The sequence below is a fragment of the Oceanotoga teriensis genome (assembly GCF_003148465.1).
GTDB classification, from domain to species: domain Bacteria; phylum Thermotogota; class Thermotogae; order Petrotogales; family Petrotogaceae; genus Oceanotoga; species Oceanotoga teriensis.
Window position 1 is genome coordinate 63,420 of record NZ_QGGI01000009.1, and the last position, 16,254, is coordinate 79,673.

The 16,254-nt window shown below is 26.8% G+C and carries 15 protein-coding genes; 7 read left to right on the plus strand and 8 right to left on the minus strand.

All coding sequences use genetic code 11. From position 1 onward, the window contains the following. Positions 1 to 31: 31 nt before the first annotated feature. A complete protein-coding gene (locus tag C7380_RS07580) occupies positions 32 to 1,792 on the plus strand; it encodes a methyl-accepting chemotaxis protein (RefSeq protein ID WP_158274840.1) in 1,761 nt (586 codons plus the stop codon). Positions 1,793 to 1,839: 47 nt separating this feature from the next. On the opposite strand, the gene arcC is transcribed toward C7380_RS07580, so the two are convergent. The 4 genes from arcC to C7380_RS07600 all read right to left on the minus strand — a co-directional run bounded on the left by arcC (position 1,840) and on the right by C7380_RS07600 (position 6,955). Continuing rightward, complete coding sequence (gene arcC / locus C7380_RS07585; protein ID WP_109604900.1) at positions 1,840 to 2,781, minus strand: carbamate kinase; 942 nt, start codon at positions 2,779 to 2,781, stop codon at positions 1,840 to 1,842. A gap of 15 nt (positions 2,782 to 2,796) precedes the next feature. Then, the gene (gene argF, locus C7380_RS07590) at positions 2,797 to 3,786 is read right to left on the minus strand and encodes an ornithine carbamoyltransferase (RefSeq protein ID WP_109604901.1); all 990 of its coding nucleotides are present in this window, start codon (positions 3,784 to 3,786) and stop codon (positions 2,797 to 2,799) included. A gap of 34 nt (positions 3,787 to 3,820) precedes the next feature. Then, positions 3,821 to 5,038 (minus strand): arginine deiminase, encoded by a 1,218-nt coding sequence (arcA, locus tag C7380_RS07595; RefSeq protein WP_109604902.1) that lies wholly within the window; start codon positions 5,036 to 5,038, stop codon positions 3,821 to 3,823. Positions 5,039 to 5,185: 147 nt separating this feature from the next. Beyond that, a complete protein-coding gene (locus tag C7380_RS07600) occupies positions 5,186 to 6,955 on the minus strand; it encodes an aminopeptidase P family protein (protein WP_206050561.1) in 1,770 nt (589 codons plus the stop codon). 455 nt (positions 6,956 to 7,410) lie between these two features. On the opposite strand from C7380_RS07600, the gene C7380_RS07605 reads away from it, so the two are divergent. Genes C7380_RS07605 through tusB form a run of 5 tightly spaced genes read left to right on the plus strand, consistent with a single transcriptional unit; the run spans position 7,411 to position 9,697 of the window. Continuing rightward, positions 7,411 to 7,650, plus strand: a complete 240-nt coding sequence (locus tag C7380_RS07605; protein ID WP_109604904.1) for a sulfurtransferase TusA family protein — start codon at positions 7,411 to 7,413, stop codon at positions 7,648 to 7,650. Between the two features lie 32 nt (positions 7,651 to 7,682). Beyond that, entirely contained in the window at positions 7,683 to 8,675 is a 993-nt protein-coding gene (tsuA, locus tag C7380_RS07610; protein ID WP_109604905.1) for a thiosulfate transporter TsuA, read from the plus strand. 17 nt (positions 8,676 to 8,692) lie between these two features. Then, positions 8,693 to 9,049 (plus strand): DsrE/DsrF/TusD sulfur relay family protein, encoded by a 357-nt coding sequence (locus C7380_RS07615; protein ID WP_109604906.1) that lies wholly within the window; start codon positions 8,693 to 8,695, stop codon positions 9,047 to 9,049. Between the two features lie 11 nt (positions 9,050 to 9,060). Continuing rightward, the gene (locus C7380_RS07620; RefSeq protein WP_109604907.1) at positions 9,061 to 9,417 is read left to right on the plus strand and encodes an intracellular sulfur oxidation protein; all 357 of its coding nucleotides are present in this window, start codon (positions 9,061 to 9,063) and stop codon (positions 9,415 to 9,417) included. A 10-nt stretch (positions 9,418 to 9,427) separates the two neighbouring features. Then, the gene (gene tusB, locus C7380_RS07625; RefSeq protein WP_109604908.1) at positions 9,428 to 9,697 is read left to right on the plus strand and encodes a sulfurtransferase complex subunit TusB; all 270 of its coding nucleotides are present in this window, start codon (positions 9,428 to 9,430) and stop codon (positions 9,695 to 9,697) included. A gap of 88 nt (positions 9,698 to 9,785) precedes the next feature. Here tusB and C7380_RS07630 read toward each other — a convergent pair whose 3' ends face one another. Continuing rightward, a complete protein-coding gene (locus C7380_RS07630; RefSeq protein ID WP_109604909.1) occupies positions 9,786 to 10,637 on the minus strand; it encodes a PhzF family phenazine biosynthesis protein in 852 nt (283 codons plus the stop codon). 124 nt (positions 10,638 to 10,761) lie between these two features. On the opposite strand from C7380_RS07630, the gene C7380_RS07635 reads away from it, so the two are divergent. Then, complete coding sequence (locus C7380_RS07635; RefSeq protein ID WP_109604910.1) at positions 10,762 to 11,529, plus strand: EFR1 family ferrodoxin; 768 nt, start codon at positions 10,762 to 10,764, stop codon at positions 11,527 to 11,529. 28 nt (positions 11,530 to 11,557) lie between these two features. Here C7380_RS07635 and C7380_RS07640 read toward each other — a convergent pair whose 3' ends face one another. The 3 genes from C7380_RS07640 to C7380_RS07650 form a co-directional block, all read right to left on the minus strand. After that, positions 11,558 to 12,916, minus strand: coding sequence for an MATE family efflux transporter (locus tag C7380_RS07640; protein WP_109604911.1), 1,359 nt, complete (start codon positions 12,914 to 12,916; stop codon positions 11,558 to 11,560). A 171-nt stretch (positions 12,917 to 13,087) separates the two neighbouring features. Next, on the minus strand, positions 13,088 to 13,765 hold the full coding sequence (locus C7380_RS07645; protein ID WP_109604912.1) for a DNA alkylation repair protein: 678 nt from the start codon (positions 13,763 to 13,765) through the stop codon (positions 13,088 to 13,090). 108 nt (positions 13,766 to 13,873) lie between these two features. Beyond that, a complete protein-coding gene (locus C7380_RS07650) occupies positions 13,874 to 16,210 on the minus strand; it encodes a U32 family peptidase (RefSeq protein WP_109604913.1) in 2,337 nt (778 codons plus the stop codon). Between the last annotated feature and the right edge of the window lie 44 nt (positions 16,211 to 16,254).

Genomic DNA, 16,254 nt, shown 5'->3' on the forward strand with positions numbered 1-16,254 from the left:
ATATTTAAAATAATACTTAATGGAGGGGAATATGAATAAGAACAGGAATTCTTTAAAAAAAAGTCTTGTGAGATCATACACAAGTATTTTTTTGATATTTATTTTAACCATATTTATATTGTTGTTTCTCATATTTAGAGGTGCTACTAATGTTTTAAATGAACTTGGAGAAGCAGCTTTAAAAAACAAAATAAATATGGCTGTTGAATATCTTGATTTTTTAGAATCACAAGTCAATAAAGGGTATATTGATAGAGAACAGGCACAAGAAACTTTTAGAACGAGTATGCTCAATAAAGTTCAAAAAGATGGCAAAACGAGAGGACTTAATAATAAACTTGAACTTGGAATTGAAGCATATATGTATGCAATAGATAAAAATGGTAAAGAAATGATGCATCCTTTTAAAGAAGGAGAAAACATATCAAATATTGTTGATGATAATGGTAAAAATGTTGTACAACTTATCCTTAATGAAGGAAATAATCCTAAAAATGATGGTATAATAACTTTTTTTTGGAAAAATCCAAATGAAAATAAGACAAGAGAAAAAGTAAATGCCGTTAAATATTATGAACCTTGGGGTTGGTATTTAAATGTTGGAACTTATTATGAAGACTTTTATGGTAATATTCAACAATTATTTTTTAATATACTTTTAATAGTATTTATAATAATTATTATTATTTATATTTTTATATTATTTAAAATAGATAAGAAAGCCAAACCTTTTACTAAATTGGTAAATACAATAGAAAAACTTTCAAATGGAGATTTAAAGGTTGAATTTGATTATAATAGAAATGATGAAATAAAAATAGTTGCTGATTCTTTAAAAATTTTAAAGAAAAAAATTAAAGATTATATAGAACTTTCAAATAGATCATCAGAAATTCTTCTTGAATCATCTGAAGAATTAAATGGTGCTTCTGATTATATCTCAAAATCTTCTATACAAATAAGTGATACTATAAACAATTTAGCTTATGATACTACAAAGCAACTTGAACATTCAGAAAAAGCAAATAAAAACATGGAAATATTAGATAATCTCATTTATGAATGTAAAGAAAAAATGATTATTGTCAGTGAAAATTCTAATGAAGCTGTTAAATCTGTGAGTCAAGGTCTTAAGGTTATAAAAGATCTCATAAGTTCAACAGATGAAAGTAAAGTTTCAAATGAAGAGATATTTAAGGCTATTACACAGGCAACAGATAAAGCTAAAAATGTTGAAAAAGTTAGTTCTGTTATAAGTTCAATAGCTGCCCAAACAAGACTTTTAGCTTTGAATGCTACAATTGAAGCATCTAAAGCTGGAGAGTTTGGAAGAGGTTTTTCTGTTGTTGCAGATGAGATAAGGACACTTGCAGATGAAGCTCAAAAATCATCAAAAGAAATAGAGAATGTTGTTAAAGAACTTATAGAGAATGTAGAAAAAATGAATGAAATAAGAGTCAATGTAGAAGACAATAATAAAAAACAGAGTGATAGTATAAATGAAACAGAAAATAAATATAAGAATATATATGAAAGTATTAAAAATTCTGAAAAATCTATAAGATCTTATGGAGAACTTGTAGAAGAACTTTTAAATAAGAAGCAAGAGGTTATTGAAGATATAGATTCACTTGCCAGTATATCTAAAAATAATTCTGCAAAAACACAAGAAATAAATGCTTCTGTTGAAGAGCAAACATCTTCTATTGAATCTGTTGAAGAGTATAGTCAAAAACTTTTGGAACTTTCAAAAGAGTTAAAAAATTCTATAGATAAATATTTTAAATTATAATTTATAAAAAAGAGATATCCTCAGTATGAAGGATATCTCTTTTTTTATCATTTTATTATTTTAGTTCCAGTTTTGCCTTCTAAAGCTTCAGTTAGTTTTTCCATATCAGTTATTAAGGCTGTCTTTCCAGTAGATTTAACAAATTCAAGACAAGCTTCTATTTTTGGTAACATACTTCCTTTAGCAAAATGACCTTGTTTCATATATTCTTCAGCTTTTTCAACTGTTATTTCGGATAAATTTTCTTGATTTGGTTTCCCAAAGTTTATAGCGACTTGTTCTACAGCAGTCAAAATTATAAATTCATCGGCATTTAAATTTTTTGCAAGTAATGAAGAAGCTCTATCTTTATCTATAACTGCTTCAACACCTTTTAATTTATTATTTTCTTTTATAATTGGAATTCCACCACCACCACAAGCGACTACAAGGAAATCAGAATCGACTAATTTTTTTATTGTATTGTTTTCTATTATTTCAACAGGTATTGGAGATGGAACAACTCTTCGCCAACCACGTCCTGCATCTTCTTTAAAATCCCAGCCTTTCTCTTTTTGAAGATATTTGCCCTCTTCTTCAGAATAAAAAGGTCCTACAGGTTTACTTGGATTTTTAAATCCATCATCATCTTTATTTACAACAACTTGAGTTACAATTGAGGCTATTTCTTTATTTATTTTCTTTTCATTTAAAATATTTTTTAAAGATTGAATTATCATATAACCTAAATATCCTTGTGTCATTGCTCCATTTATATCCATCGGAAAAGGTGGAATTTTATCTTTTGCTATATCTTGTTGTATCAAAATATTGCCAACTTGAGGTCCATTTCCATGAGTTATTACGAGATCATAATTTTTTTCTATCATTTCTACCAAAAATTTCGCTGTGTTTTCAATATTTTTAATCATATTTTCAGAATTAGGTTCTTCACCAGGCCGGTTCACAGCATTTCCGCCTATTGCAATAACGGCTAATTTTTTTTCCATTAGAGAACCCCCTCATTAACCTATAAGAGTTGCAACCATAACAGCTTTTATTGTATGCATTCTGTTTTCAGCTTCATCAAATACTTTGGACGCTTTGCTTCTGAATACTTCATCTGTAACTTCCATTTCTTTTAATCCGAATTTTTCATATATTTCTTTTCCAACTTGAGTTTCTAAATCATGAAAAGATGGTAGGCAATGTAAAAATATTGCATCCGGGTTTTCAGTTTTGTCCATCATTTCTTTATTTACTTGATATGGTTTTAAAAGTTTTATTCTTTCTTCAAATTGATCTTCTTCTCCCATTGAAACCCAAACATCTGTATATATTACATCTGCATTTTTTACATCATCTATATTATCTGTTATAGTTATTGTTCCACCTGTTTCTTTTGCCACTTCTTTCATTTCATTTACAAGATCTTCATTTGGGAATAATTCTTTTGGACTTACTGTCATAAAGTCCATACCCATTTTTGCTGCACCAATCATTAAAGCATTTCCCATATTATTTCTTCCATCACCAACATATACGAATTTTACTTTATTTAAAGGTTTATCAATATGTTCCATCACAGTTAAGAAATCAGCTAATACTTGTGTAGGATGATCTAAATCTGTTAATCCATTCCAAACTGGAACTCCTGAATGCTCAGCAAGAGCATCAACAGTTTCTTGTTTGAATCCTCTGAATTCTATTCCATCATAGAATCTTCCCAATACTTTTGCAGTATCTTCTATAGATTCTTTTTTTCCCATTTGTGAATTTGTAAGGAATGTTACATTTGCTCCTTCATCGAAAGCTGCAACTTCAAAAGCACATCTCGTTCTTGTAGAAGTTTTTTCAAATAATAATACTATGTTTTTTCCTTCGAGAAGTTTTCCTTTTAACCCCATTCTTTTTTTTGCTTTTAAATCTTTAGCAAGATCGAGCATGTAGTTTATTTCTTCAGGTGTAAAATCTTTTAATGTTAAAAAACTTCTACCTCTTAAATTTACTGGCATATTATTCCCTCCCGATATTTGGTTTTTATATTATTTATATATCATCTCTTATGAGTGGCATACTCATACATCGTGGACCACCTCTACCTCTTGAAAGTTCACTTGCAGGAAATTCTATTACTTTTATTCCAGCATTTTTTAATTCTTTATTGGTTATATAATTTCTATCATAAGTTATAACAGTTCCAGGTTCTATTGCAAGGGTATTTGAACCATCATTCCATTGTTCTCTGGCTGCAGCTATCTCATCTCCATTGCCACATTTTAAAAGAGTTATTTTATCTACATCGAGATGTTTTTCAAGAATTTCTTTTAAAGTTCCTTTTTCTTCATTTATTGTGTATTCATCATGATCCTTTTTTTGTATTCCGAATATTTTTATCACTTCTTGCATTTCAGGATGAACTACAAATTTATCATAATCGAGCTGTGTAAAAACAGTATCGAGATGCATATAGGCTCTTTTGGCCGGTATTAGAAAACCAAGTATTGTTTCAAATGTATCATCATATTCATCAAAAATCTTTTTTGCAAGAATTTCTAAAGCTTCTGGATCTGTTCTTTGAGATATACCAACTGCCAATACTTTTTCATTGAATATTAATATATCTCCACCTTCTATAGCATAAGGTAATTTTTTATCATAATAAAGAGGAGTATTTTTAAAATCTTCATTATACTTCAAAACATATTCCATAAACATCGATTCTCGTCTTCTCGCTGGAGTTCTCATCCTGTTTATTGTAGCACCTTTTCCTATCATAGCCACTGGATCTCTTTGAAAATACAAGTTTGGCATTGGATTTAAGAAAAAGGGAATATCCATGTTAGATTTTCTGACTTTCACAGAAAAAACTTCTTTTTTTAGTTTCAATTCATTTGTTCTTATCCCAGAAGTTAACTTATCGATCATTTCGGAAATGTTCATATTTAAAAGATAATCTTTTAATGCTTCTCTTATATATTTATTATTTATATCCGATAGATCGAGAAATTCATTTAAAAATTGTTCTTTTAATTCATTGCTTTTTAGAGTATTTGAGAGAAGATGGGTTATATAATTTACTTTTACGCCGTTATCCCTCAAAAGTTGTGCGAATACATCATGTTCTTCTCTTGCTTTTTCTAAATATGGAATATCATCGAATAATAAATCTGAAAGGTATTTTGGTGCAAGGTTCTCCAATTCATTTCCAGGTCTATGAAGTAAGACACTCCGCAATTTTCCGATTTCTGAGTATACTTTAATCATTAACTCTTCCTCCTCTTCAGATGTTATTTATATATGTATTATAATATATTATTTCTTTTTGTTTAAATTTGATTGAAGCTGTTTAGAGATGATCTCAGAAGATAGTATGAAATCTTTTTCATTATACTATTTGTTTTTTAATTTTTTTCATAATGGATTTGTGGCATTTTTAAGCCATTCTTTCTCATCTTCTGTTAAGAATTCTTCAAGTTTATCATAGACATTTTTATGGAAATCGTTTAACCATTTAATTTCTTCTTTTGACATTAATTCTTTTATGATAGGCCTTGTATCTATTGGACAGACTGTTATTGTTTCAAATTCCATAAATTGTCCAAATTCAGTTTTTTCAGATTTCTTGACTAAAAGAGTATTTTCAATTCTTATACCATGTGAGTCTTTTATATATATACCAGGTTCATTGGTAACTATCATTCCATCTTCAAGTTTGTATTTATTATATTGTGTTCTAATACCGTGAGGGCCTTCATGAACGTTTAAAAAGAACCCTATTCCATGTCCAGTTCCACATTTATAGTCCAATCCATATTCCCATATAGGTCTTCTTGCGAGTATATCGAGATTAGTCCCTGTACATCCATATAAAAATTTCCCCATTGATAGATTTATCATTGCTTTTAAGACCAATGTATAATCACGTTTTTCTGTTTCTGTTAATTCTCCTATCTTAATAGTACGAGTTATATCTGTGGTTCCATCGAGATATTGTTCACCAGAATCTAAAAGATAGAAGCCTTTGTTTTCAAATTTTTTATTAGAATTTTTAGTAGCTTTATAATGCATCATTGCGGCATTTTCTTTATAGGCAGATATATAATCAAAGCTTGAACCTTTAGAATATTTATCTTTAGATCTTAAATTTATTAGTTTTTCTTGTGCTTTTATTTCATCAAGTTCAGTTTTTTCTGATTCATCTATCCATTTCAGAAATTTAACCATATAAATACCATCTCTAATATGAGATTTTTTTAAGTTGTTTATTTCTATTTCATTTTTTTTAGATTTCATCAGAGTTGTTATGTTTATATCTTCTAGTAATTTTATGTTTTTATTTATAGACATATAAAGTAAATAACTTGTTTTATCAGGATCTATGAATATTTTTTTTGATTTTAAATTTTTTACAAAATCAAAGATTTTTATGTAATCATCTATTTTTATTCCATCATATTCTAATTTTTCGATTAGTTCATTAGAAATTTTTTCTTTATCCACAAATAAAATAGTTGAGTCTTTATTCAGAAAACAATAAGAATAAAAAACAGGGTTATTATTTACATCATGTCCTCTTAAATTGAGTAACCAAGCTATATCATCTAAAGAAGAAAGTAATAAGGAATCACATTCTCTTTTTTTCAGTTCAGCTAAAACTTCTTTTTTCTTTTCAGTTCTGGATTTTCCTGCGAATTTTATATCATGATCCATTATATGATCATTTGGAATTATTGGTCTATCATTCCAAATTTTATCTATTAAATCTATATCATATATTAATTCTATGTTTTTTTTATCTAGAATATTTTTTAATTCTCTTATTTCATTCAATGAAAAAGTTCTGCCATCAAATCCAATTTTTGAATTTTCTTCAAGATTATCAAAAATCCATTCTTTAAAATCAGGAGTATCTGGTTCTCCCATTTTAAAAAGTTCTATTGTAGAATTTTTTAATTGTTTTTCTGCTTGTATAAAATATCTTCCATCAGTCCAAAGACCTGCTTTTTCTTTTAAAATAACAGCTGTACCAGCAGATCCGGTAAATCCGGTTATAAATTCTCTACATTTCCAGTATTCTGCAACATACTCGCTTTTATGAGCATCAAAACTTGGTACTATATAAGCTGAAATTTCATTTTCTTGCATAAGTTTTCTTATGTTTTTTAATCTTTCTTTTATCAAAATGATTCACCCCCATATTATTTTTTTCATATTAAATTTTACTATATTATTTTTAACTTCCAAAATGTTTATTTAACTTTTTTATATTTATATTTTTTTTAATGAACAAAAGTTAACCAAATTGAAAGGATAAAGAAAGTGTTACTTTAAAATTAAAAACTATAATTCATATTGAGAGGACAAAAAAATTTAAAAAATTAAAAACTTTTTAAAATTAATATATCATGTGAAAAATTTATTTTGATTTTTACATGATAAAAATAATTCTTTATTAATAATCAAAGTCTTTTTCTTGTTTAACCAAACTGTAATAAATAATCAAACTTGAGTTTAGGAAATAGATTTATAATCATATTGAAAGTCATAAAAAATTGTGTTTATCATAACACGATTGTAATTTAAAACAATATGTGAAAAAATTCATAATATTTCACAATAGTATGGAGGTGTTATATATGGCAGATTACAATGTTACTAAAACACTTGATGTTATGGGAGAAGTTTGTCCTGTACCTGATGTTGAAACAAAGAGAGCTTTGAAAAAGATGAAAGCAGGAGAAATACTTGAAGTATTAATAGACTATCCGATGTCTAAAGAAAGAATTCCAGAAACTGTAAAAAAAATGGGACATGAAGTTTTAGAAGTTAAAGATGCTGGAACATCAGAATGGAAAATTTATATTAAAGTAAATTAAAAAATCGGGATGATAATAAGGGGGTTTTTTAAATGACTTGGACAGGATTACTGATGGGTTTTTTGTTTGGTATATTGTTACAAAGGGGTAGGGTTTGTTTTAATTCTGCATTTCGTGATATAAAACTTATGAAAGACAATTATTTATTTAAAATAGCTGTTTTATCTGTTGCAATTTCAATGATATTATTTCATTTTTTTGCACAATTTGGTTGGATAAGAATGAATCCGGCTGCTTTTAACTGGATAGGAACTGTACTTGGGGCATTTATATTTGGTATGGGTATGGTTCTTGGTGGCGGTTGTGCTTCCGGAGTTACATATAGAATTGGAGAAGGTATGACAACTGCATGGTTTGCAGCAATTTTTTATGGTTTAACTGCTTATGCTACTAAAAAAGGTTCTTTGAATTTTATAATTAAAGCTTTAAAACCATATGATGTTAAAGTAACAGGACAGAGCGAACTATATGCAGAAACTACAGGTATTACAGTATCTTCTATTTTAAATATAAATCCTTGGATACCTGCAATTATAATAGCAGCATTGTTATTATGGTATGTTTTTGGAACGAAAACTACACATAGAGAATCTAAAATAAATTGGATAACTTTATCTATATTACTTGCAATTCTTTCAGGTGTTGCTTATATAGTTAGTTATGCAGCTGGAAGAAATTATGGTTTTGGTATTACAGGTCCATGGGTTAATCTATGGAATAGTTTCTTAACAGGTGTTAAACTTGATTGGGGTGCATTGTCTATTATAGGTATAATCTTAGGTTCTGCAGTTTCAGCTATAGCAGCTAAAGAATTTAAACTTAGAATGCCAAAGGATCCTATGACATATGTAAGAGTTATGATTGGTGGAGCTATGATGGGTTTTGGTGCTTCAATAGATTATGGTTGTAATATAGGTCATTTCTTTGTTGGATTGCCTATGCTTGGTATAAGTTCAATAGTTGCATCAATATTCTTTATTTTAGGAAACTGGACAATGACATGGTTCATGTTTGAAAGAGATTAATTCAGGAGGTTTTTTATATGAAAATCACTATACAGGTGATGGCTCAACCTTATACTTATGAAGATATAGATTCTGCTATAAAAATTGCAGATGCAGCCTTAGATAAAGGCCATGACGTGAGCATATTTTTATTTTGTGATTCTGTTTTAGCTATAAATTCACTTGTTAAACCTATAAGAGTTGATAGAGATATACCTAGAATTCTTGAAACTATGATCGAAGAAAAAAAATTGAATGTTGAAATTTGTGGTATATGTATGGATTATAGGGGAGTTTCTAAAGAGAATATAATTAAAGGTTCAAGAATAAGTGGACTTCCAGAATTAGCAGAACTTGTATATAATTCAGATAGATTTATAAATTTCATGGCGTGAGGTGGAGTTTAATGGATAAAAAAATATTATTTGTTGTCTATCAGGCGCCAGTTGGATCGATTTGGACTAATGAAGCTTTCAGAACAGCGTTTGGTATGTATGGAGAAGATATAGAACCATCAGTTTTATTTGTTGATGAAGCAAGTATATCTTTAAGTAAGAATACAAAACCTGAAACTCTTGGGTTGCTTCCTATAAGTATGGTTCATAGATTTGTGAAAAGATATGAAACGGAAGTTTTTGGAGTTGAAGAACATTTTGAAAAATTTGGTGTTTCTGATATAGATGAAAATTTTAATGCAAAAATAATGAAAGAAGAAGAATTAAATGATTTTTTTCATTCTTTTGATAATGTAATCTTTATGTGAGGTGTTTTAAATGGCACTAGTATTGGTAAAGCATGGTCTTGATAATCCTGCTGCAAAAATTCTCATATCTAATACAAAATCAGATGATTCTGTCGTATTTATTCAAAATGGAGCTTTTTGGGCAAGGGATGAAAAAGTGAATGAAATAAAAGGTAAAAAATATGTTTTAAAAGATGATTTTTTGAGTAGAGGTTATGATGAAAGTACTTCTAAAGTTGATTTGATAGATTATTCAGAGTTTGTAGATATTCTTGAAAAAGAAGAAAAAACAATAGGATAATAGATGTATAAGATTTAAAAATAATACCTCCAGAGTGGATTATAATTTATAAAAATTATAAAACTACTTTGGAGGTTTATTATTTATTTTACATATATATAGAATCTAAGTATATAGCTTTACCTCCTACTTTTACTGCATTTATTGTTGTTGTTTTTTCTATTATTACTTTTATTTTTGATGGTTTATTCATACTCAAACCTTGTTGAAATAATAATTGTTTATTTGCTTCATATATTTTATGTTTTATTAAATAACATCCCAATGCACCACTTGCAGTACCAGTTGCTGATTCTTCTGGTATTCCAAGATGTGGAGCAAAATTTCTTGAAGATGCATGAAATTCATTTTTTGGAATACAAAATAAATGAAAGCTTGCAATATTATTTTGATTACAAATATTTTCTATTTTTTTCATATTTGGAGTTATTTGATTTAATGCCTCTAAAGATTTTATAGGTATCATTAAGTCATTTAATCCAGTCGATACTATCTCTATTGGTATATCTTCTAAAAGTTCATTTTTATCTATGTTTAATGCATTTGTTATTAATTCTTGATTCAATTTTTCTTGGAAATTTGGAAGATTTTGATTCATAAAGATTTCAGAGTTTTTATTACATTCAATTTCTAATATACCATCTTTTGTTTCTTGAGTATATTTACCTTGAGATATTATTTTTTCTTTTATTAAAAGTGAAAAAGCAGCAATTGTTGCATGGCCACATAGATTTACTTCTTCTTTTGGAGTAAAAAATCTTATTTTAAAATCTGCTTTATTTGAATTAGAAACAAATGCAGTTTCTGAATATCCAATATTTTTAGCAATTAACTTCATCTTTTTTTCATCAAAGTTATCTGCATTTAATACTATACCAGCAGGGTTTCCACCATTGATTGTTTCTGCAAATGAAGAAAGTCTGTCAACTTTTATTTTCAAAATAATTCCCCCTTTTAATAATTATTATAACAAATTATTTACTTATCACTAATTTTTTTAATAATATTATAATAATTTTTATGCAATAATGGTATTTTGAGTATAAAAAATTTGGAGATGATTTATGGATAAAAAAGTATTGAATATAATTTATTTTTCTGGAACTGGAAATACTAAGACATTGGTAGATGAAACGATTTCTTTTTTTGAAGAAAAAGATTATACAATAAATAAATTTAAGTTAGAAAACTTAAAGGATGTATCTTTTTTGAATGAAGATGATATTAATTGTATAGCTTTTCCCGTGGCGGTTCATACTACATATCCTTTTGTTAGAGAGTTTATAGAGGAATTACCAATTGGAAAGTTTAATTTTTTTGTTTTTACTACACTTGCTGGTCCATATAGTGGTGTTCCAAAATATATTAAAAATGAATTTTCTAAAAAGGGATATAATATTTTAGGAATAAAAGAAATAACAATGCCAAGTAATTTAGTTCCTAAAAGTATAGATGAGTTAAAGAATAATAGTATAAAAACAAAAGCTATAGATAAATTAAAAGATTTTTTAGAAAAAGTTATAAATCAAAATAAAGATATACCGAAGAATAAATTTTTGACAGATATGTTTATTCCTGTTGCAAATAGTAAATGGATATGGAATTTTATGCAAAAATTTTTAAAACTTCATATAGATGAAAATGAATGTATAAATTGTGGATTATGTTCAAGAATATGTCCAGTTTCTAATATAATAAAAGAAGATTATCCTAAAATAATGGATAATTGTCAAAGTTGTATGAGATGTATTTCTTATTGTCCTAAGAAGGCTATAAAATCAGGTAAAAAAGATTTTATGCAGTATAAAGCATTACCAATTTCAAAATTATGAGAAATGAGATTATCTTTTTTAGATAATCTCATTTTTTTGTTGAGTATATTATTTGTTTGTTTTTAAATATTTTAGAATTTTGAACATCTTTTATCATGAATAATAAACTTGTTATAAAAGTTATGAATTCTGCAAAGGCAGTTGTTAACCATAAACCATCTGCTTCAAAAAGATTTGTCATTATTATTAATCCCATAACTATAAATACTAAACTTCTGTTTATAGATATTATTATGGATTTTAAACTTTCTTTTAAAGCTGCATATGTAGAAGCATTTATTATATTAAACCCACTAAATAAATATGCAAATGATATAAATTTAAATCCATGTTCTACTAAATTTTTTAGAGCCGGATCGTCTTTTGAGAATAGGTTTATTATCAATGAATTATAAAAATAAGTGAATAAAAAACTTATTATTGCAAATGTGAAACCTATTATCATTGCAAAATTTATCACTCTTTTTATATTGTCATAGTTTTTAGAACCAAAATTATAACTTATGACTGGTTGCATACCCGTTGACATACCTATCATTACAGAAAATACCATGAAGTTTATATACATTATTATTGATATTGCAGCAACACCGAGTTCACCATAGTATTTTAAAGCTATATTGTTAAATAAGAGAGTAGCAATACTTATAGAGAATTGATTTACAAAGTTTGAAGCTCCTATGTAAATACTTTCGATTATGAATTTGAAATTAAATTTAAATTTTGATAATTTTAATATTTTGGGTTTTAAAAAATATAAAAATCCTGCTATAAAAGCAAATAATAGACCTAAAACAGTTCCCCAAGCTGCCCCAGCTATTCCCCAACCATATACGCCTATGAATAAATAATCGAGTATTATATTTATAACTCCACCTATTACACATAAAAATAATGAATATCCTGCATTTCCATCTGTTCTCGTTGCATATTCAAAAAATATTTTTGGAACATATATTGGAAAAAATATTGCATATATCATTATATAAGTTTTACTGTATTCATAGAGTTTTTCATTTACCCCCAATAGACCTAATATTTGATCTATGAATAAAATCGTTAAAACAGCCATTATAAAACCCGTTATTATAGTTAGAAAAATAGAATAAGTAAAAAGTTCACGGGCTTCTTTTTCTTTTTTTTCTCCAAGTTTTATGGCTATTATCGTGTTTGTTCCAGCTGAAAGCATCAATGCGAGTGCAAGACTTGTAGATACTACCGGTAATACCATATTTAGTCCCGCAAGAGCTTCTTTACCAACGTATCTTGATATAAATATTCCATCAACCATACCATATAATGCTATGAATATTAGTGTTAGAATTGATGGAAAAACGAATTTACTGAATTTTGTAAAAGTCCATTTTTGACCAAAAATCTTTTCCATTTAATCACTCCTTAATTTCTTAATTTAATTTCCTATATGATTATAAACATTATAGTAACTATAAGGTCAAGGCTATTTTTATATTTGAAGTTAATAAATGATTAAATTTCACTATTTATAACATAGTATATGATAAGTCAATATAAAAATAAAACTAAGGGTTTTAAACCCTTAGTTTTTAAATTTTTTAAATTTTTCTTTTTTTGTAAGATATTCAAAGGCATTGTAAGTTTTACATTTTGTTTCACCATGATCTATTTCGATATTGCCGATTTTTTTTGCAGCTTCAATGGCCATATTTTTTAACTCTGGAGTAAAAAAACCGATTGAGATTAAAGCATTGTTCATCATTTCTTTGGCTCGATTTTTTGAATTATGTATTTCAGCTTCTATTTTTATCAAATAAGCTTTTAGAAAGTCTATATCTTTTTCTTTAGAATTTTTGCAGTAATTTGATATTATTCCATATCCACATCTTCTTATATATTCTTTTTCTGAATTTGTCCATTGTTTTACTTTTTTCATCCAAAAAGGTGTTCTTGATATTAATGATGAAAAATAATCAGCAAGTACATAATAATTTATATCTTTTATCCATTTGTTTATTTGATATTCAGTCATTAGTTTAGGATCGGCTATCATAGTTGCCAGTATTTGAGCATCAGGTATTTCTGTTTTCCAAAGCTCCCAAGATAATTCATGGTCTTTTTTTATATTTTTTTGAATTTCTTTTATATCTTTAAAACTTACACCCAAAGTTTTATTTCCAGAACCATGTTTTATATATATTTTTTTGTTTTGTTCTGTGCCTCTTTCTTGCATTATGGCTAAAACATCTCCGGAGGTCATTTTTATCCGCTCCTCATATTATAATAATATTTTAATATTATCTTAAATATATTATAACATATTTTAGCCTTTATTTTTATCTTTAATTAACAAAAAATATTTATGGATTTATATATCAGAAAAGTAATGTCCTTTTGTTGTGCTTGCCAATATTTCTTCTTCATATTCTAAATTATAATTTTCATTGAATATTAAATCAGAGAATAATGAATAAGTTTTTTCTATTTCGGATTTTTTTTCATTTGTAAAGAATAATCTGTATTTTTTTATGCCTTTTTCTTTCATTTCATTTATTTTATTGTATAAGTTTAATGGGAATGAATTTAATACATGCATTCTACATTTTAAGTCTGTTATTATTGGAAATTCATAATATTTTTTATCTATTAAAGAATAGTCACTTTCCTTACATAAGTTGCATTTTGGTTTATCTGGACCTGATTGACTTGATATTGCACAATATTTACTTATCATTGCTGGTATTCTTCCATAAATTATTACTTCATAGTCTATGTCGGTGTTTTCTACAAATCTTTGCATTTGATAAATATTCATTTCTGGTGATAAAGTTATTTTTTTGATGTTTTCATTGTTCCATATTTTGTGTGAATAACTATTGAATATGTTAAAAGAATAATCAAGTATTATTTGTTTGTTTTTGAATATGTTTATTAGTCCTGGATTTCCAACCATGATTTTATCTGAATTTATATTTTGTTTTTTTATTTCTTCTATTTCATCATTTTCTGTTATTCTGGAATATGCTGGAATTGTATTTTCTTTTAAGTTATAGTTTTTGAAATTATATAAATAAGTATTTCCTCTATCATTATTTATAAACTGTTCTGGATTTATTATGCTCATGTTTAATTCTAAGGCATTTTCAGATCTTGATTTTTTTATAAGATTAAAATTTTTAATTTCTTTTGAATAAGATAATCTTTTTTTGTCGAGTTCTTCTATGGCATTTCTTCTCAATTCATTTATTTTAGATATTGGTATGAATATATCTTCATCGCCTTTTATTATTATACTGTTTGCGAAATAAGGTGTGTTTCCAAGTTTAGAGATATTTTTTTCAATATTTTCTTTTGAAGTAGGTTTTTTTTCTGATTTTTCAACTATAAAATCACTTTTTTGATTTATTTTTAAATTTTTGTATTTTAAAATTAATTCTATGGGATTATTTTTTATTATTGTCATTTCTATATTTAAAGGTACTTTTAAATCTTCATCATAACTTTTTTTTGCTTTATCATTTAGTTTTTCATCGTATGTCTTGTTTATAATTAAATTTTTGTCCATAAAAAATTTGAAAGGTATTTCAACTATTTCATCTTTTTGTGCATTTTGAACTTCTTTATCATCTATATAGATTTTATCTATACGAGTTCCTTTGTTTGTATTTATAGGATCTATAACTTCTATGCCATCTTTTAGATTTAATTCTCTTATTAATTTTATTTTTAAAAGTTTTTTATAGCTATCATAAGAAATTGTTCTGCCTAATTCTAAGCCTCTATTATCTGGTCTATTTGTGTTTACTATTTCATTTCCATATTCATTGAAAGTATATCCTTTTGTAAAGGTTCTATTGAATATTTGAGTGATATCCTCTATATCTTTGTTTGAAAGTTTATTTGTGTTTTCATAATATGAATCGATAGCTTTTCTATAAGCATTTACTACAGTCGCTACATATTGTGGTTTTTTCATTCTTCCTTCAATTTTAAAAGATTTTATACCACTTTTTATTAATTGAGGTATTTTATCTATTGTGTTTAAGTCACGAGTTGAAAGTATATAAGCATCTTTTATTATTTTATCTTCTTTTAATTTTACAAGTGAATATTGCATTCTACATGGTTGGGCACATTTTCCTCTATTTCCACTTCTTCCACCTATTAAACTGCTCATTAGACATTGACCAGAGTAACTTACACATAAAGCTCCATGAATGAATGTTTCTATTTCTATATCTACATTGTTTATTATATTTTCTATATCCCTTAATGATGTTTCTCTAGCGGGTATTATTCTTGTAAAACCGGCTTCTTTTAATAATTTAGCTGTTTGAGTGTTGTGTACAGACATTTGAGTACTCGCATGTATTGGAAGATCTGGATATCTATTTTTTATTATATAGGCTATAGTTGTATCTTGAACTATTATTGCATCTGCATTTATTGAGTAGATATAATCAAGATATTTTATTGCTTTATCGATTTCAAAGTCATTTATTAATGTATTGAATGTAATATGTACTTTTTTATCTCTTAAATGGGCATAATTTATTGCCATTTTTAATTCATCATCATCAAAATTATTTGCAGAAGATCTTGCATTAAAAGATTTTCCACCAAGATAAACGGCATCAGCTCCATTTGAAAATGCAGCTTTCATAGATTCAAAATTACCTGCAGGTGCAAGTAGTTCAACTTTCATTAAAATCACTCCTATTAATAAATATACATATTATTATACATCAA